Here is an 18791-nt window from a genome sequence, read left to right as displayed (position 1 = left end):
TCATTTGAAGCTAGCGAGATTTTGCAATCTCTTTTATAGTCGATTACTCGACTGTGCTTACTCACTCGTTGTTCAGTTTTCAAAGATCAATTTCTTTCGCTCACTGCCGTGTTACCGAAGCAGCGAGAAGTAATATACCACAGATCGTTTCTCAATTGCAAGCACTTTTTTCTTGTCAATTTATGTCGGTGTCTGTCGGAAAGTCATCTTACCATACCTCATTGCTTGAAAGCAAGTCCACTTCGATTTCTCTTGTCGTGGTTATTTGCTTCAGAACAACGAGGACTAATGTACCATGCCTAGAAACCAATTACAACCCCTTTGGAAAAGTTCCACTATTGCAATTGTTTCGAATTGTTCCTACAAGTACATAACAAAAAAAAGAATGCATTCTGCACCCTTTTCCCCGTTTAGTATTCCATTGTAATAATCGGTGTTCCGATCGTTAAGCGCCAGAGACCCGAAGTGGTATCTAGATGAAGGGCGATTTGGACATTCACCTTTTGATTGCCGCTTCGTATAGAAGCTTCGAATTCAGATGATACCAATGATGCACTGTAGGTAGTACCATCTTCGTAACGCTCAACAACATTTCCTTTATAAGCTTGAACTAACTCGGTGAGGAACTCTTTAGGGTCATTCGATATGCTAAAGTCTTCAGTTGCATTTCCTTGTATCATCACGTTCCACATACCTTGAATGCCCTGTCCAGATAATTTCGCGGTCATTTGCTCCTGCCATTTCAGAAGTTGCGCTTGGTCTGCGCTACCTGGCGCATCTAATCGTAATACAGCATAACAAGCCGACTGTCCCGCTGGACTAGCAACGGTTAATGTCGCGGCTGCACTTCCAGCAGCTTCTGACTTCACTGTATAGATGCTGCTTTTTAAGGAAAGAGGCTCATTTGTGTAAGATGTAAAGCCGAGCTTGTTGGACAACCGTTCACCCGCATCCATCACTTTGGCATCCACACCGTCACATGTACCGAAATAGCCTGTATATTTGAAGGTAATATGTTCATTGGTTTGCATAAAAGGCTTTGCCACACGGAGTAATAGCTGTGCATCTTGTTCAGCTTGTGCATCCACATGACGAATCCACCCGAAGAATAAGCCCAGTATCGTGATGCCTATGATCATTTGTGTCCAACGCTTTGACATGAAAAAAGCACCCCTTCGCTAGAATCTATCACTCTAGTAAAAGGATGCCCGTATCTAGCAAATGTTAAACCTATCCACGTGTCGATTGAAAGAATTCAATTCGCTCGCCATCTAACCCGTTAAAGAAGAAATACTTAGAGCCGTTTGGAAGTGTTGTAATTTCCTTATCCAGTTGTTCAACTTCTAAAGCTTGAATTCTCGCGAATTCAGCATCGATATCATCTACGGTAAAAGCCAAGTGATGCACTTTGCCTTCCTGTGGCAAGTTCGCATTATAGCCTTCAATTAATTCAACTTCTGTTTCATTTGCAGTTTCAAAGCCAAGAAAACCAAGCCGGATAACGCCATTCGTATGAAGTAACGTTCCTTTGTGCTTAAGTCCGATTACATTAACATAAAATGCTATAGACGCTTCTAAGTTTGCTACCATGACGCCTACGTGCTCTAATTTCATAACGGTCATATGTATCTGCCTCCTTGTTCTAACCCCCTTCATTTTAGCTAAAAATAAAGAAAAGAGCTAGACCGTGATCAATACATTAGAATTGTCTCCATCTCTCCATTTAGAGAGAAGAGCGTTACCTCTGTATTCGTTGTATGAACTAGGCCCAGGTTATCAAATACTTCCCTGATCTGAGCATTATTTAAGTGCTTCGTTATCGCTTCAACAGCTCGGGATGAATATTCTTGGTATATGGATTCGAAAAAAATAAGAACTTCTTTTTCACCAATGATCACTTTCGTGTGCAGCATTCGCAACACCCCCGGTTCAGATAGAACAATTGTATATTTTGGAAGCTAAGAAAGTATGAGGACTTCTTTAGGTTTATGTTAGGTTTGTAGACTTCGCCAAATATAAGGTGTCCGTGTATAATAAAAACGAAAGCCACGGACGGGAGGGGCCAGAATGAGGTTGTTAAAGCTATTGCAAATCTATGAGGTGGATGGGATTACGCCGAAACATCGGTCAGATCGATTCGATTTCGATGAGATTCAAGGGCAAACATTTCGTGAAGTGAACCCGACCGAGGTCGGATGTCCAATGACGTTATCAGGGGTTCAGCAACATACACCATTCAAAACAACACGTGTACAAGCGATTGATCAAGACGGTCTGGATTTCCGTGTATTGACACGCAACACAATTTATCATTTCGAAGTATCCACAGAACGTAATGTCCATTAACACAAAAGACCTTTGACCACTCCCATTATCGGGGTAAGTTAAAGGTCTTTCTGGTTTATTTACTCAGCCAAACCAACATAAGCGAGAGAAGCTGACTCATATGCAGCGGCTTGCTAATATAGTCAGACGCACCTGCCTGTAAGCAGATTTCTCTGTCCTGTTTCATGGCTTTGGCCGTAAGTGCAATGATCGGAACATCAGCGTAATGATTATCTTTTCTAATGAGACGCATCGCTTCATAGCCATCCATCACCGGCATCATGATATCCATGAGAATAAGCTCAATACTAGGATCCTTCGCCAATAGCTCTAGGCACTCTTGTCCATTCTGAGCAACACTCACGATGATTCCTTCTTGTTCAAATGCATTACAAAGTGCAAATACGTTACGCACGTCATCATCAACAACCAGAACTTTTCTATCCTTAAAACGATTGCTATTGCCATCCTCGAGTGCAGAAATGATTTCACCGTTTTCTCGAATGAAATAATCACTAATCGAGTTAGTAGTTGCCGCCGCTACTTCCTTATGCGTGGCGTTAGTTCCCCCAATTAAAGGAGGCAGCGAAGGTACATATAACGTAAATGTACTCCCTTCGCCTTCTACGCTTTGCATCTGGATACAACCTCCAAGAAGTCTGGCTAATTCTCGACTAATCGATAACCCCAGCCCTGTTCCTCCATATCTCCGATTCGTTGTGCCATCGGCCTGAAGGAAAGGCTCGAAGATGACTTCTTGCTTGTCAGTTGGAATACCAATACCCGTATCCTTAACGGAAATTGCCATAACCTGCATGTGCATCGCCGAAGGCAGTAGTTCCACAATTTGTTCCACACTGCACATGCGAAATTCCACGTGAACATAGCCTTCATGCGTGAATTTAAATGCATTAGAAAGCAAATTTTTAATAATTTGACTGAGCCTCTGTTCATCCGTGTAGAATATTTTCGGTACTTGAGCATCCATCTCGATCCGAAATGTAAGCTTTCGTTGTTCTGCGACCTTCTCGAACTGACTTAGCAAGAGCTCAGGGAGCCAGTCCGCACGCAACTCACCGATATGAATATCCAATTTACCCGCTTCAACTTTAGACAAATCCAAAATATCGTTAATCAGGAGCAGCAAATCATTTCCCGAAGAATGAATAACACGAGCATACTCTTGCTCATCATGCGTTAAGGTTTTGCTATTGTTTTCCAGAAGCATCTGAGAAAGAATTAATATACTGTTAAGAGGCGTTCGCAGCTCATGTGACATGTTCGCCAGAAATTCCGATTTATACCGCGAGCTCAGCTCCAGCTGAATGGCATGCTCTTCAAAGGAGACTTTCATGTATTCCAGTTCCCTCGACCTTTCATCCGCGTAGCGATTCCTTTCCTCTAGCTGTTCATTAGTCAGATGTAGTTCTTCCTGTTGACTTTGAAGTTCCTCGGTCATAGCCTGATACTCCCGAAGAAGACGCTCAACCTCAACTCGCGTTTGCACGCTGTGCACGATTGTTCCTAGGACCTCTAAGATGTCATCCATCAAGCTCAACTGAAGCGACGTAAATTTATTAAAAGAAGCCAGCTCCATGATGGCAATGACTTCTTGATTATGAATGATCGGAACGATGAGGACACTTTGTGCGCTCGCTGACCCTAATCCTGATTTTAAACGGATATACGTTTCGGGGACATGTGTGAGATGAACAATTCGCTTCTCAATTGCACATTGACCAATCAATCCTTCGCCAAGATGAAAAAAAGGTTTACCAGCTTCAGCGCTTTCCTCCATTGCCGCATAAGATGCCAACCTCATCATGCCAGCCTTAGCTTCGTGTACGCTTCGAATGTAGAAAACACCGAAGGAAGCTCCAAATAATTCTGCTGCTTTGCGAATAAAGGATGTACCCAGTGTTTCCAAATCGGAAATACCTTGCAGCATATGGACGACCTCTGTCAACTTCCGCTGCTGCCACTCGATTTCCTCTTGGCTCTCTAGCAAGGCATTGGTTGCATCTGCCAGATCCTTCACTTCATCATTCATCGTGACATGAATGCGCTTCGAACGATCCCGCTTCATAGAACTCAGCTTCATGATGCTCTTGGTAACCTGTTTGATCGTCCCGACAATCGATCTCGAAATAACTAGCGCTGCTAACAACGAAAAAATGAGCACCACTCCCAACATAACAAATAAGGAGTTGGTCAACTTTTCATTTTGCGCATCAAGGTGTGCCGCACGTTCCTTCACGAATCCCATTTCAATGCTGCGAAATCGACTCAATTGCGAACGAATATCTAGAATATTTTGATGAGTAATAAAGAAGGTGAAATTAAAATAACCCTCATTCTCAAGACCATTTCTCATCGTCGGTAAAGTCCCGCCTGTTTGAATAAGCCAATTTTCGATAGATTCCTTGAGCGCGATTAAATTTTTCTCCTGGACGGGCGCATCACTCGTTAACTCTCTCAGTTGATTAAAGGAATCTCTCCACTTGGTCTGCCCGGTCGAATATGGTTCTAAATATTTTACTTCCCCTGTGAGTAAGTAGCCTCTTTGCCCATTTTCCATATCCATGACATATTTCTCAAGTAGATTCGACTCTCTATTGACGGCGAAATCATGCTCAATCACATAATTGCGATCTCGCTGCATGGCAGCTAATTGTTGATTAACAAGCACAAATGAAAGGGTTAAGCAGAAAATGATGAACGCATATCCAATCATAATTTTGGCACGAATACCGAATCTCATTTTCCTCAATCCACTGCCACCCCTTCTACCAAATCGACACCTAATAGTTGTATCATATACCAAACTACTAGTAACTGGTATGCAAACTTTTTACTTTACTACTTTACCAAGTTAATGTATCATTTAAATAAAGCATATTTATAAAAAGGAGTGTTGTACATGACAGGTCCAGGTGTTGAAAACATCAATCCACGCAGCATTTTATCACGAATGAAGCCATACACGCCCGGCAAACCCATCTGGGAGGTTCAACGTGAATTCGGGCTTACATCCGTTACCAAATTAGCATCCAATGAAAACCCATTAGGCCCCTCCCCTCTAGCTCTAGAGGCTATTCAAACATATCTATCTGACATCCATCGCTATCCAGATGCAGAGACCGTAAATCTTAGAGAAGCTATTGCGGAGAAACGCCGATTCTCGCCTGAACAAGTCCTTGTTACTAACGGCGGTGATGAACTAATTACCCTGCTCTCCGAAACTTACTTAGAGCCTGGCGATGAAGTCATCGTACCCTCACCAACATTTAGCGAGTACGAATTCGGAGCCAACTTACTTGGAGCCAGCATCATTAGCGTGCCGCTTGGGGAGAATTATCGCTATGAAGTAGAAGCTATTCTCGAGGCTGTCACAGAACGCACGAAAATGCTCTACATTTGTTCGCCGAACAATCCCACGGGAACTTATATGACGAAAACAGACTTACACCGACTTGTGAAGAGTCTTCCCTCTCATGTGCTAGTGATCTTCGATGGTGCGTACAGCCATTTCGTTACGGCAGATGATTATTGCGATGGTCTTGCGCTAGTACGAGAAGGCTATCCGGTTGTCGTGCTGCAAACATTTTCTAAAATTTACGGCTTGGCAGGCATACGTGTGGGATATGGCATCGCGGATGCAGGTATTCTGCAACGGATTCGCCAGGTCAAAGAGCCTTTTAATGTGAATACACTCGCACAAGTCGGCGCTGCAGCGGCACTCAAGGATGATCAGCATCTTGAAGCAACACGTACGAATAATGTTAAGGTGCGCGAGGAGCTTTACACCGAATTGCGTACGCTAGCAATCCCTTTTACACCAAGCATGAGTAATTTCGTACTCGTTGATCTAGGAACACAAGCTAAATCCATCTATGATAATTTAATGAGTCGTGGGGTTATTGTTCGATATGGCGGAGGTTGGAATCTTCCTAATCATGTTCGAATCTCAATTGGAACTTATGAAGAGAATGCGGTGCTTGTACAAGCTTTGAAAGAGATTATGGCTGTTCTAGCATAGAAAGAACCCCCTTTCCTACATCGGAGAGGGGGTCTTTATGATTGGAGGCAGATCGTGGATGCGGCATGTAGCAGCTGAATTACGTACGATAATCTCCCCTTTTAAGAGGATGGTTTCCGCAGGTAAATCGCGATTCCGGATTCGCCAAAACAGCACGTCCACACCGCGTTTGCCAATAAGTTCTTTGGTAACATTGACGGTCGTAAGCTCAGCAATTATAGGGTAGTCCATTTCGATATTATCAAAACCAGTGACAGATACCTCTTCGGGTACTGAGACACCCAACGAACGTAAAGCGGCGATCGTGGATTGAGCAATCCGATCATTTGCACAAACGAGTGCAGAAGGCAGTGTTGATCTTTCCAGATGAGGCCGAAGAGCATCGCGAATTTGTTCTTCTTGAAGCTGCTGATCCAAGCTCTCCAAGTGCAGCAGTTTCTGAAATGCGCTCGGTTGATATGGAATACCAGCCTCCTCTAACGCTTCACGAAAACCGTGCCAGCGCTCTCGAAAGCTTTTGGAAAAGGATGTATTACCTACAAATTGTACCGAGCTGTGTTCTAAACCAAGTAAATACTGAACGATCCGATAGGCACTTTCTCGATTGTTCGCGAAAACCTGATCAGCTGAGATGAACGGATCATCGTGATCAAGCAGTACCAACGGAAGTCCTAATCGAATGACCTCCATTAGCAAAGGACGCGAAATTTCTCCAACGCCGATAACACCGGCTAAACCTTGGGGGCGTAAGCTGCTGTTCAGCCCTTCTGCAGCGTTTAGCGTGAGGGTGAGCATGTCGGCCCCTCTAAGCTCCAGCTCTTTGGAGATGCCATCCAAGATTTTGCCCCAATAGGTGGACTCCTTCGTTTGAAAGCGGATGTTCGGCATCAATACAAGAACTGTGTTCCCCCCATCTTCTGCCCCTTGGGTGCTCCATTTCTTATTGGTGTCCAATTCACTAGGTGTGGTCTTCTTCTGAGCCAAATAACCAAGCTGTCCAGCCAATTGTACAACGCGCTGTCTGGTTTCTACGCTGACGCCCGATTTCCCCGCTAAGGCTTTGGACACAACATACTTGGAGACGCTTAAACGATCTGCAATTTCTTGCATTGTAATTTTGCCTGCCAAGGCTCATCACCCATTCCATTATGTTCCTAGTTGTTATCTATGAACGACGATAAAAGTCTTCTATTGTCTTCGCCGCCGGCTTCCCGTACATGCAATAGTCATCATTACTGCCAGCCTCAGCTTCAGGGTAAAGCTGCGCCGGCCAATCCCATAGCATAAAGCCATGGAACCACGGTTTTCTTCCAATTTTCTCAAACATAACGCGGTAGTAAGTGTCCTGCTCTTCCATGCTCGGAGCACCTTCGAGACCCCAATCATTTGGCAGCATCGCTGAGCCTTCACGGCTCGGACAGCCCGCTTCCATGAAGAAGAATGGCTTCTCCTGCCCCGCCGCAAATGCCTCGAGCGTTGCTACACGCTCGTCCCATGCATGGATGGGATAGTAACCGCTCGAAGAAATCACGTCTACAGCGTCCCACCACGTGATGTTCGTCTCTTGGTATTTATCACAGTTGTACGTAATAGTCCCCGTGTACACAGTCCGCACTTGGCGGATAAGCTCTCTCCACTCGGCTTCCCGACGATCCGTCTGTACCATTTCACAGCCAATGCAGTACATTTCGCAGCCTGTTTCCTGGGCTATACGTGCATAGTGAAGGATGAAATCCGTGTAGCTAGCGAACCAATCCCTCCATTTAGGCTCACAAGGAACATCCATATCAAAAAAATTGATATGCGCGCGCCAGACGCCGTTCGCACAATTAACGACGGGCTTTAAACATACTTTAAGACCTAAACCATGTGCCTTCTCGATAGCCCAAACGACCTCGACATCGGTCACAGTTGGTTCTTCCTTATAATCAATTTCAGTAGCTTGCGGATGGTCTTGAAGTGCCGACAGTGCGATCGCCGTCCAGTTGACACCCAACTTCGCCATTTCCGTCATTGAGAAATCGGCTGTTTTATTGGCCCATGTACCTCGCGTACCTACCCAACCCCAAGTCATTCCATTGATGTATTCCATGTTTACACATCCTATTCTTTGACTGAACCACTGACAATTCCTGAGAAGATGAAGCGCTGTAAGATTAAATAAAGGATCATCGTAGGCAACATCACTATGAGTATGGCCGCGCAGATAAGCTCCCAATGCGCACTATTCGGTCCAGCGAAGCGCATGAGTGACGTTGAAACGACCCCCAGCTTCTGGGAAGGCATATATAAATACGGAATATACATATCGTTGTAGATACTGATCGTTTTCAAAATAACAGCTGTAGCTGTAGCAGGCCCCAAAAGTGGGAATATGATTGTCCGATAGATTCTAAACAACGACGCGCCTTCCATCATGGCGCTTTCGTCTAGTGAATATGGGATTTTACCAATAAATTGTAAGTACAAATAAATCTGAACCGCATCTGTACTCGCGTAGAGCAGGATAGCTGCACCTCTGGAATTGAACAAATGTAAATCTTGAATGATACTAAACGTCGCAACTTGAGTAGTGATTAACGGAATAAACGTCGCAACTAGATAGGCGGCAAGAATCATTCCTTTCCCTCGGAAGCTAAATCTTCCTAATGCATAGGCAACCATCGTGCCGAGGATGATATTAATAAGCAACGAGGAAGCCACGATAATCCCTGTGTTCATAAAAGCCTGACCTAACTTCCCAACTTCTAACACTTTACTAAAATTAGCGAAATTAAAAATGTTATCCGGCAAGCTAAATGGACTGGTAGTCGCATATTCCTGTGCACTTTTGAAGGCATTCACCACAACCACGTAGGGAGGAATTAGCACAGTCAGTACCGCTATCAGAAGTGAAGCATATTTCAAGATGCTCGTGAGGAGCTTCACACTTTTATTTTCCACCACCTATTCCTCCCCGCGCAAAATAAATTTACGTTGAATCGTGATAACAACCGTCACAATGATAAGCAAGACAATGGCCATCGCCGATGCCAATCCAATGTTGTTAAATTTGAAGGCGACATCGTTGACCTTGGTGACGAACGTATCACTCCCCGGCGCAGCGCCCGTGATAATATACGGAATATCAAACACCTCAAGCGCACCTGAAACGGTGAGCAGCATATTCAGTTCAATGATTTTGCGGATATTCGGTAAAGTAATGTAGATGAGCGTTTGGAACGAGTTCGCACCGTCAATTTTGGCAGCCTCGTACAAATCACCAGGAATGGATTGTAGAACACCTAAATAGATCACCATATTAAAACCCATGTACTTCCATAAGGAAACCGATGCCAAGGAGATATTGACCAGCTCTGTATTACCGATCCAGCTTTGCTTAAACGCCCCTAGGCCAAAGGTGTCCAGCAATGTATTTAACGTACCGTGATCCGTGTTGAAGATGAATTGAAACATGTAGGCGGTCGCAACACTATTAAGAATATAAGGTAAAAATAAAAAGACCCGAAACAGATTACGTCCTTTTATTTTGGAGTTCAAAATGATAGCGAAATATAGGGCTAGGATATTCTGGATAATACCGCCGACAAAATAGTAAAAGTTATGGCTGAATACGCCGAAAATCTCTTTATTCGAAAAAATTTCTTTGTAATTAGCAAACCCAATCCACTTAAACGACTTGCTGATACCATCCCAATCTGTAAAGCTCAGTTGAATCAGACGCAGTGCTGGGTAAAACGTAAAGGTCGCAAGTAAAAGGAGCGGAATGGTCAAAAAGGACAGCAAAATGAGAATACGCTGCGTTTTATACGTAAGATCTGGCATGACAATCCCTTCTTTACTCGTTAATAGAATGCATATATTTCATGATGTAGAAAGGACTCTGACACGGTCGTCTGTAAGGTTGAGACCGCGTCAGAGGAATGTTCTTTTATGAGCTATTGCGAGTTATTGACCAACCGCTTTCTTCGCATCTGCCCATTTCTTGTTCAAATCAGCAAGACCAGCTTTAAAATCTTTGTTCAAAACGAGCTTCTGAATGTACGCGCCACCAAAGAAATCGATTTGTGCTTTGTTCGCAATGGTTCCGTAAGCATCTGGATCTGGTTTACCTTGCAGTGTCGTAGGCTTCATTGCTAGGAATTCTTTCAGCTGCGTCATCTTGGATTCTTTCGTTTTCAATGGTGGAATCATTCCTGCAAAGTCTGCATAATCGGACTCTTCAACCATGAATTTCACGAATGCTTTCGCCGTTTCGATGTTTTTGCTGTTTTTCGCTACGCCATACATGTAATCTGCACCCATGTTAGCATTGTATTTGCCGCTGTTATCATAAGGCATTGGGAAGAATCCGATATCTTCCGATTTAGCACCATTTTCGATAATTTGTGGGATGACCCAGTTGCCAAGGAAGTACATCGCCGTTTTACCGCTGGCTACATCTTTCTTGGAGGATTCCCAGTCAGAAGACATCAAGTCTTTTTCTGTGTAACCTTTTTCTACAAACGTTCTCAAAATCGTAAGTGACTTATTGTAAGGTGTCCCTTCCGCAAACGGAGCATCGTTCTTCGTCATCGAACCGCGGAATTCCGGATCTCCTGAAATTTCGAAGGCAATAACATCCCACTCGCTTAACGGCCATTTATCTTTAAAGTTGGTTGCCAGCGGTGTAATGCCTGCCGCTTTCAATTTCTCTGCAGCTGCATAAAGTTCATCCAGTGTTTTGGGAACCGATGTGATTCCCGCTTTTGCAAAAGCTTGTTTATTGTAAGCTACACCATTGGTGTTCACACCGCTTGGAAGACCGAAGGTTTTGCCATCGGATGCTTTAATATCACTGAAGTAGACTTTATCGTTCAAGCCAAGTTCGTTCAGCGGCGCATAATAATCACCTAGTTTACCGTTAGGAACACCGTCTGGGATCATATTCACGTCGCCAAGCTCACCTGTGGACAAGCGAACCTTCATCGTTGGTCCGTAGTCTTTGATCGCCTCAACTTCCACATCCGTCACAGCTGGATATTTCTTCTTGAAGGCATCCTTCCACTCTTTGAATTTCGTATCAACCAAATCAGTGCGGTGCGTAATAACCGTAATTTTACCCTTAATGTTCGCATTCGCAGCTGCCGTTGCTGCAGGTGAATTCGCTGCTGCCGAAGGAGATGCCGTAGAACTGTTATCGGTTGATTTACCACAAGCTGCTGTTACGGACATTGCAAGTACTAACGTTAAGCTGGTTGTTAGCCATTTTTTCAATTGAATTACCCCCTCGAAATAGTCAAACATTCAACTTGGTATCGCTTACATGCTTATTATATTTTTCTGGCAAGGTGATAGATATGTACTTTTTTTGTTTTTATTGTATTATCTTTGCGTATTCTTCCTATTTCATGCTAACAAGTTAGCTAACAACGTCTTTATATTCTTTCGGCGTAAGGCCAACCACTTTTTTGAATTGCTTGTTGAAATAAGCAGGATCCTTGTAACCTACCATTTCTCCCACTTGATATGTCTTCAACTGCTTCTGTTCTTTGAGTAGCTCTTTCGCCTTATTCATACGAACGGATATGATGTATTCAATGACCGTAGTGCCTGTTTCCAGCTTGAACAACTTGCTTAAATAGCTGGGAGTCAGGAAAACGCGTTTACTCAAGCTATTGAGATCCAGCGATTCTGCATACTCGAGTTCAATGATTTTTTTGATTTGATAGATCAGCACATGTCCTTGGCTGCTCTTCTCTGTCATTAAGTAACTAAGCCCCTCAAGAAGTTTGCGCTTAATCAACGCGCTCGCTTCCCCGTAAGTAAAGCAAGCTTTAAGCTCAACCGTCCAATCCACCGACAAAGGAGCTAGATCGGCTTGTTCCTGGCGTTTGCCCGCTTCTTTCTTCAAGGCATAGAATAGCGTCTCGATGAGCTCAAATAAATGATGCATCCGAATTTTGACGTTGGCTATTTCTTGGAGCATCTCCTTCACATGTGTTTCCATGGCAGGCATATCCAAAATTTCAATATCCTCAAGAACTCGCTTACGATAAGGTTCCACTCGGTGTAGAGTACCAAATCGAACTTGTCCAGCGACTGTGCGCGGAACTCTTTCTTGGCTATAAAAATTATATTCAAGCGCATACAGCGCCTCACGATATCCTTCTTCCCATGCATCGAGGTTTGATGAAAGTTTACTGATCCCTATAGAAATACGAAAAGAACGTTCCTGTTCAAAAACTTCGAGTTGCTTTCGCAGGGCATGAACATGGGCTTCTTCATAGGCGTAATATCCCAGAAGGATCGCGTAAATTCGCTCATCCATTTCCACCGCTCCCACTTGAATCGCAGCAGGATTAGGAGTTACATGGAGCTTTTTCAGGAAGGTTGTCAGGGGAACCGAAATGTCTGTTTGGATCAGGACCAATAGATAACCGGATATCTCAGCATAGGACGAATTGTACTGAGACAGGTTAAATCCCTTAGTAAGCTTGTCCATTTTGCCTAAAAGAATGTCGTGTATCGGAAATTCCGAGTGATCCGCAAGGTCCTCTTGCGACACGTTATTCGGGAGTTCCGTGGCTAATTGCGATAGCAGCTGATAAAGCTCCTGCTTGTCTACAGGCTTCAGCAAATACCCGGAAACACCCGAAGAAATCGCAGATCGCGCATACTCAAATTCGCCATAGCCGCTCAGAATGACACATTTCGTATCGATATAAAACTGTTTAATTGTTTTCGCTAGTTCTAAGCCCGTCATGCCAGACATTTTGATATCTGTAATCACCACATCAGGCGTATGTTTCTTCAACCCTTCCAGACACTCCGCTCCACTCGCATAAACCCCTATAATTTCGTACTGTTGGGACGCTTTAACAATCAATTTAGACAGACCAAGCCGGATTTTCTCTTCATCATCCACGATCATGATTTTCATGTGAGCCCTCCTAAAAGTTTTCCGACAGGAAAATTGGCATCGTAAGCATAAGCTTAATCCCTTTAACATCAAGCCGATAGATTCATTCACACATTAAAAGGTAACGTCACAATGACCGTGGTACCTTCTCCCTGCTGACTGGAAATACGCAAGCCGTAAGCGGGACCGTAATGCAAATTAATTCGTTCATCTACATTCAATAAACCGATGCCCGAAGTGGCATCTTCTCCGCTAGGATATTGGCGTGTTTGGATGCGTTTATTTAACGCCGCTAATCTTTCTTCTGCTATCCCTGCGCCATTATCCTGAAAATAGAAGGTAAGGATGTGGCCGTTAATCTCATAAGATACATGAATATGAATCGCTTCATCACTACCCTCGGTCTGACCATGGACAATCGTGTTCTCAATGATCGGCTGAAATAGCAGCGGAATAACTACATAATGCCGTAGTACATACAAATCCTGCACCGTTAATTTAAACTTATCGTGATAACGATAATTGATAATTTGGACGTACGTTCTAAGATGATCAAATTCATGTTCCAGCTTCACCGTCCCTTTCATCGGCTTATAGCTGTGACGAAACAGTTTGCCTAATGCGGCAATCATTTCCGCTGTTTCTTCATCATCGTTAATCTCCGCCGTCATCCGTATGGTCTCTAGCGTGTTATATAAGAAATGCGGATTAATCTGATTCTGGAGTGCGGCTAATTCCGCCTCCTTCTTCCGCCCCTCAATGATATACACCTGCCCAATAAGCTCTTTAATTCGTTCAAGCATCGAGTTAAAATGGTGTCCCAGACGGCCGGCCTCATCCTTCGTTTGCACATGAAAACTAACATCCAAGTCGCCGTTCTCTGCCTTTTTCATTAACCGCATTAACTTCTTCATCGGCTTGGTTAACGCAATGGAAAGCAAAATTGAAATAAACAAGGCGAAGGTAACAATCAGACAGGTTACAATTAACGTAATGTTCTGAGTTTGCATCGCTTCTTTCATGATTTGATCCAGAGGGATGCGGATGATCGTTTTCCAACCCGTTTTCAGCGACTGCGAATAGATACATAGGTAGCGTACACCATCAATTTCTTTTATAAAATCGCCCGATGTCCCTGCAGCCAATTGCACAAGCGGATCATCCGCAATGCGCTCGGTAATCCTTTTCTGCTCCGTATCATAAATAACCTGACTGTTCTCATCAATCATGAGCACTTTCCCGTTAGCTGCGGTTTCCAAATCACGCACCAAATTCTGAATGACACTAATATTTGCATCCACAGCAATCGTACCGATCGACTCTTGTGTATAGAAATCACGAATATCTCGAATGACAGTAAAAGCAAACTTCCCAGTCTGCCAATTAGCTAATTGTTGTGTGCTTAAGAAAACAGAACGGCCGCCCGCATCTCGAGCAAGACTCTTCCACTCACCCGAGCGCTCTTCCAAATCCGTTCGGACGCCCCCTGACACGATGGTATAGTATTTATTGTTGTTGTTATCAAAAATATAAATGGAGTTCGTTCCGCGCTTAATATTATTCATAATGCGAATATAATTTTCCATTTCAACCTGCTTGATCGTTAGCCCCTGTTGCTTATCCTCCAGAAGCTGTTGAAGCGAAGTTAAGTAGAGAGGAATTTGTGAAATTTGCTCCATATCTCCAATATAATCGTCTAGTCGATTCGTAATATTATTCGTTAATTGCAGCGCATATAGGCTCGTGTTTTTCTTAATCGACTTGGAGTAATTCTGGTAAGAGATATAGCCTGTCAGCATGATTGGTAATATGATTAGAAAAACAAAGACAATAATCAGCTTTTTCTCCATCGACATATTCGACATCCGTGTCCGCCTCCGCTTCGTGATCGTTCAGGAAATCGAACGCATGATGTTCATTATAGTCAGTTGCCCTACAAATGAAAACTGCCCTTCACCTACTAGCAGGGTATTTGTTTGGGCTCTACCAACTATGGTACAATGCTATCAATCATAGATTCATGGGGGTACATCATGTTAAAAGAATTCAAGGATTTTGCATTCAAAGGAAACATGCTCGACCTTGCTGTCGGGGTTATTATTGGGGGAGCTTTTGGTAAGGTTATTACTTCTATTGTGAATGACTTGGTCATGCCACTCGTCGGTTTACTCATTGGAAAAGTGAATTTCAATGATTTGTATGTGGCATTGGATGGAAAACATTACGAAACATTTGCTGACGCTGCCAAAAGCACCGCTGTCTTTAGATACGGACAATTCCTATCAACTTTCTTAGATTTCTTGATTGTGGCATTCGTGATCTTCATGGTTGTTCGTCAAATCGGCAAGTTCCGCAAGAAGGAAGCACCGAAGGAAAAAGCAGTTACTACCAAAGATTGCCCGCACTGCTTGTCTGAAATCCCTGCGCAAGCATCACGCTGCAAGTTCTGTACCTCAGAGCTTTCCGCTGGAGGCAAAGTTAGCGGAAGTATTCAATAGGTTCGTGTAATAGATAAAGAGCCCGTGTCGATTACGACGCGGGCTCTTTCGTTCTCAAGTCGGCGATCTCGCCTTGTTCGAATGCATTCGCTTGCAGCAAGTGTAACAGCTGCTTCGCGGTATCTTCAGGGGAGCGCAGCTCCCCTTGCTCTTTGAGCTGGACGAACCGCTCCACCTGTGGGAAGTCCTCTTCTGAGGCAGCTCGAATCTCCCGCTGCATATCGGTGTCCACCACACCCGGAGCCACGCTGCAAATCAGCACCGGGTGCGGCTGTTTCAACTGCTCGACGCCGACGCAGCGCGTCAGCATATCCAACCCGGCTTTGGCGGTGCAGTAGGCACCCCAGCCGGGGTAGGGCTTGCGCCCCGCGCCCGAGGAGATCCCGACGACCCGCTTCATCATCGGCCACGCCTGCGTGAGTCGAATGAAGCTGTTCGTCAGCACCGCGGGTGCGACGAGATTGACCTGCAGACTGCGCTGCAGGTCGTCTGGGGCTGCTCGGCCGATCGACGTCATCGGTTCGAGCATGCCCGCATTGTTGATGAGCGTGACGGAAGCCACGCCATCTGGTTTCGCGAGGATTCGCTCCATGAGCGAATCAATGCCTTCGGTTTGCGCCAAGTCGTAAGCATGGAAGGTCAGCTGACCTTCCATGCGCAGCGCCTCTTGGCGCAAGGTCTCGTTCTCGCTGCGGGAGATGCAGTGAACCGCAGCGCCTTGCTCTAACAGCTGCCGGATGATGGCAGCGCCGAGACCTTTGGAGCCGCCAGTTATGATATAAGTCTCCATAGGGTATGCCTTTCTCTTATTCAGATTTGCCGACTAGTGCCATCCTTGCGTATAAACAACTAATTTTTGAAAAGCTTAGGCTTGTAGATGGCAAGTACGGATACGTAGCCATTCTCTTTTCCTTCATTTAGGATAAGCTCAAAATCAATTTGGAGCTGCTTCACGCCGCTAATGTCCCTGATTTCATAGGGTCGTTTACCATTACTCACCGAGAAATCCGTTTTAGTTGCCAACAGCTTCCCATCACCGTACACCGTTATTTTGGCAGGACGGTTGAAGTTACTATTTTTATCATCAAACGTATAGTTGGACACGCTTCAACACGTTAGAACCCACAATTTTGGAATACGGTAATTCGGTTAAATAAACAGCACCCTCTCCCGCAGCCTCCTCCATTTCCGCCTTGTATTCCGCCGTTTTGGTATTCGTATGTACATTAAAAGTCGAATAGGTTGTTTCTAAATCATTCGCTTGTGAAGGTGCTATATTAGCAGGTTGATAATGAGACCCCTTTTAAATATATATTTGTATACTTTAATGCTACCCTACGGACTTCCAATCTGCCAATATTTCCTCTAACGGTTTCTCCAATTTCCGCTTATTAACTGTAATTCTTACCACGTCTAACTTACCTCTAACGAAAATCTCGAATTGATTGACCCTGCCTTCAACCACATAGTAATGCAGGATATCTTCTTTAGAAATGTATGTATCGTTTACCTTTATACCGTTATCTCCAACATACGTACGATCCAACAAGGCTGACAGAACAATAAGGAGGAATAGAACCCCATACTTCCCATTACTATTTAGCGTGACAATAAAGGGTAAGAAAAACAGATTCAGCAGCGTAATAAATATTTTTTGGTAGTCGCTATACCCAACGAGCGCAACTGTCCCAACCTGTTTCTTAGCTATATTAGCTCTGTAACTCTTGAATAACATGTACAACACATAGACAAGAACGATCACATATGAAATCATCACGATGTTCGCCTCCTAGCGTTTCGAAACACTTTCTAGATAAGCCGCTATACTATGCCTATATACTGGACCCATCGCCTCCGGCAGACCATGCAAATCAAAGTATTGCAAATCTCGGGTTTCAGCTGTTTCCATAGCTATCTCTCCTGTGGCTTCGCTCGCCATATAGGCCGTCGTTACTGCGTAAAATTCATCGCCATTGGAAAGCGTGTAATGATACTGAGCGCCAGAAAACACGCCTACTAATGCTAAGGCCCCAACTGTCAAACCTGTTTCTTCAAAAAATTCGCGTCGAGCTGTATCTTCTAGAGACTCACCTAAGTCCATAAGTCCGCCTGGCAGCCCCCAGATCCCATTCGGTCTTTGTTGTAGAAGAACTTGTCCTAGTTCATTAACCAAGATTACGACGGCTCCAGGCAAAATGATAGGATGATGCCCAACGAACTGTCTAAGCTGCTTATAGTACTCCATGACGATTACACCTCCGACTGCAAGGATTTGAAAATATCCCTTATTTTAACATAAGCGATATCTCCTTGAACATAAACGTCTACGCCGTCTCTCTTGGAGGGTAGTGTTCTCCAGAATTATAGCTAATTTACATTCTAATCCCTCGTAATGTCGCTGCTACATCATTTATTGGCTTTTCGAATGGGAACGGGACAGTATCAACTTCTTAGGCCGGGTAGCTTTTGGGGAATAAATGGATTTCCTACATCTATTTCCGGATAAAACTAGCCTATTGGGAGTTTAACTGGATTTTCTACATTTAATTTTTCTTGGAAAGCACCTATTGGCGAAATAATCCTGAAATAACGGGAGGAAATCCAGTTAGTCTGCGAATATGCGTGATCTCGCTTGAATTAGCTGTAGAGAATCCAGTTATTCACTTGGCTAGGATGCCCTGTAGGTAACGCCTAGGTTTGGGGTTGGGGCTGGGGTTGGCTTGAGGTGGTTGAGGTGGTTGAGTTGGTTGGGTTGGGAGCTGTCAAAAATGCAAAAGAGCAGTTTTGACAGTGGATTTCACTTGTTTTTTTGGAAATTGATGCAAATAGGCATCATTTTCGTGTGATTAGATGATATTTACTTGAAATTCGAAAGAAAGGTTGTCTTTTTGAACGCATTTGCTAATTTGGAGGATACATAGGGAGGAAAGGTTGCCTTTTTGCATTTCCCAGAGAATATTCCCTCTATAAACCAACCACCAATCCTGCATCGATTGGCTGGGGGTGGGGGTTTGCTTTTGCTTTGGGG

18 protein-coding genes and 1 pseudogene are annotated in these 18791 nt (G+C 44.1%); 3 read left to right on the top strand and 16 right to left on the bottom strand.

Features of this window, described 5'->3' with window-relative positions; all coding sequences use genetic code 11:
* Positions 1–410 precede the first annotated feature (410 nt).
* The 3 genes from L6I86_RS34765 to L6I86_RS34755 all read right to left on the bottom strand — a co-directional run bounded on the left by L6I86_RS34765 (position 411) and on the right by L6I86_RS34755 (position 1913).
* A complete protein-coding gene (locus L6I86_RS34765; protein WP_236293411.1) occupies positions 411–1160 on the bottom strand; it encodes a YwmB family TATA-box binding protein in 750 nt (249 codons plus the stop codon).
* A gap of 70 nt (positions 1161–1230) precedes the next feature.
* Complete coding sequence (locus L6I86_RS34760) at positions 1231–1623, bottom strand: VOC family protein (RefSeq protein ID WP_236293409.1); 393 nt, start codon at positions 1621–1623, stop codon at positions 1231–1233.
* A 68-nt stretch (positions 1624–1691) separates the two neighbouring features.
* A complete protein-coding gene (locus L6I86_RS34755) occupies positions 1692–1913 on the bottom strand; it encodes a hypothetical protein (protein ID WP_236293408.1) in 222 nt (73 codons plus the stop codon).
* A 154-nt stretch (positions 1914–2067) separates the two neighbouring features.
* Here L6I86_RS34755 and L6I86_RS34750 point away from each other — a divergent pair, with 154 nt between their 5' ends.
* Positions 2068–2346 (top strand): hypothetical protein, encoded by a 279-nt coding sequence (locus tag L6I86_RS34750; protein WP_236293407.1) that lies wholly within the window; start codon positions 2068–2070, stop codon positions 2344–2346.
* A gap of 94 nt (positions 2347–2440) precedes the next feature.
* Here the strand turns inward: L6I86_RS34750 and L6I86_RS34745 are convergent.
* Positions 2441–5095 (bottom strand): annotated as a pseudogene (locus L6I86_RS34745) (ATP-binding protein); the annotation flags it as partial.
* A 150-nt stretch (positions 5096–5245) separates the two neighbouring features.
* On the opposite strand from L6I86_RS34745, the gene hisC reads away from it, so the two are divergent.
* Positions 5246–6364, top strand: coding sequence for a histidinol-phosphate transaminase (gene hisC, locus L6I86_RS34740; protein ID WP_236293406.1), 1119 nt, complete (start codon positions 5246–5248; stop codon positions 6362–6364).
* 15 nt (positions 6365–6379) lie between these two features.
* On the opposite strand, the gene L6I86_RS34735 is transcribed toward hisC, so the two are convergent.
* The 7 genes from L6I86_RS34735 to L6I86_RS34705 all read right to left on the bottom strand — a co-directional run bounded on the left by L6I86_RS34735 (position 6380) and on the right by L6I86_RS34705 (position 15130).
* The gene (locus L6I86_RS34735) at positions 6380–7474 is read right to left on the bottom strand and encodes a LacI family DNA-binding transcriptional regulator (protein WP_236293405.1); all 1095 of its coding nucleotides are present in this window, start codon (positions 7472–7474) and stop codon (positions 6380–6382) included.
* A 55-nt stretch (positions 7475–7529) separates the two neighbouring features.
* The gene (locus tag L6I86_RS34730) at positions 7530–8456 is read right to left on the bottom strand and encodes a glycoside hydrolase family 113 (RefSeq protein WP_236293404.1); all 927 of its coding nucleotides are present in this window, start codon (positions 8454–8456) and stop codon (positions 7530–7532) included.
* 11 nt (positions 8457–8467) lie between these two features.
* The gene (locus L6I86_RS34725) at positions 8468–9307 is read right to left on the bottom strand and encodes a carbohydrate ABC transporter permease (protein WP_236293403.1); all 840 of its coding nucleotides are present in this window, start codon (positions 9305–9307) and stop codon (positions 8468–8470) included.
* A gap of 3 nt (positions 9308–9310) precedes the next feature.
* Positions 9311–10189 carry a carbohydrate ABC transporter permease gene (locus tag L6I86_RS34720; protein ID WP_236293402.1) on the bottom strand — a complete coding sequence of 293 codons (879 nt, stop codon included), beginning with the start codon at positions 10187–10189 and terminating at the stop codon, positions 9311–9313.
* A 123-nt stretch (positions 10190–10312) separates the two neighbouring features.
* Positions 10313–11620, bottom strand: a complete 1308-nt coding sequence (locus L6I86_RS34715; protein WP_236293401.1) for an ABC transporter substrate-binding protein — start codon at positions 11618–11620, stop codon at positions 10313–10315.
* A gap of 145 nt (positions 11621–11765) precedes the next feature.
* Positions 11766–13286, bottom strand: coding sequence for a response regulator (locus L6I86_RS34710; RefSeq protein ID WP_236293400.1), 1521 nt, complete (start codon positions 13284–13286; stop codon positions 11766–11768).
* 86 nt (positions 13287–13372) lie between these two features.
* A complete protein-coding gene (locus L6I86_RS34705) occupies positions 13373–15130 on the bottom strand; it encodes a sensor histidine kinase (RefSeq protein ID WP_236293399.1) in 1758 nt (585 codons plus the stop codon).
* A gap of 168 nt (positions 15131–15298) precedes the next feature.
* On the opposite strand from L6I86_RS34705, the gene mscL reads away from it, so the two are divergent.
* Positions 15299–15763, top strand: a complete 465-nt coding sequence (gene mscL, locus L6I86_RS34700) for a large conductance mechanosensitive channel protein MscL (RefSeq protein WP_236293398.1) — start codon at positions 15299–15301, stop codon at positions 15761–15763.
* Between the two features lie 31 nt (positions 15764–15794).
* Here the strand turns inward: mscL and L6I86_RS34695 are convergent, their stop codons facing one another.
* The 5 genes from L6I86_RS34695 to L6I86_RS34675 form a co-directional block, all read right to left on the bottom strand.
* Positions 15795–16553: a (S)-benzoin forming benzil reductase gene (locus L6I86_RS34695; protein ID WP_236293397.1), complete on the bottom strand. Its 759-nt coding sequence runs from the start codon at positions 16551–16553 to the stop codon at positions 15795–15797.
* Between the two features lie 59 nt (positions 16554–16612).
* Positions 16613–16867 carry a hypothetical protein gene (locus L6I86_RS34690; protein WP_236293396.1) on the bottom strand — a complete coding sequence of 85 codons (255 nt, stop codon included), beginning with the start codon at positions 16865–16867 and terminating at the stop codon, positions 16613–16615.
* A gap of 226 nt (positions 16868–17093) precedes the next feature.
* Entirely contained in the window at positions 17094–17540 is a 447-nt protein-coding gene (locus tag L6I86_RS34685) for a hypothetical protein (protein ID WP_236293395.1), read from the bottom strand.
* Between the two features lie 12 nt (positions 17541–17552).
* The gene (locus tag L6I86_RS34680; RefSeq protein WP_236293394.1) at positions 17553–18008 is read right to left on the bottom strand and encodes an NUDIX hydrolase; all 456 of its coding nucleotides are present in this window, start codon (positions 18006–18008) and stop codon (positions 17553–17555) included.
* A 601-nt stretch (positions 18009–18609) separates the two neighbouring features.
* On the bottom strand, positions 18610–18791 hold a 182-nt coding region (locus L6I86_RS34675; RefSeq protein WP_236293393.1), incomplete at its 5' end, for a hypothetical protein.

Origin of the sequence: Paenibacillus allorhizoplanae (assembly GCF_927798215.1) — a bacterium.
GTDB classification, from domain to species: domain Bacteria; phylum Bacillota; class Bacilli; order Paenibacillales; family NBRC-103111; genus Paenibacillus_E; species Paenibacillus_E allorhizoplanae.
The sequence above is the reverse complement of the archived record's forward strand: the minus strand, read 5'-3'. Positions and strand labels throughout refer to the sequence as shown.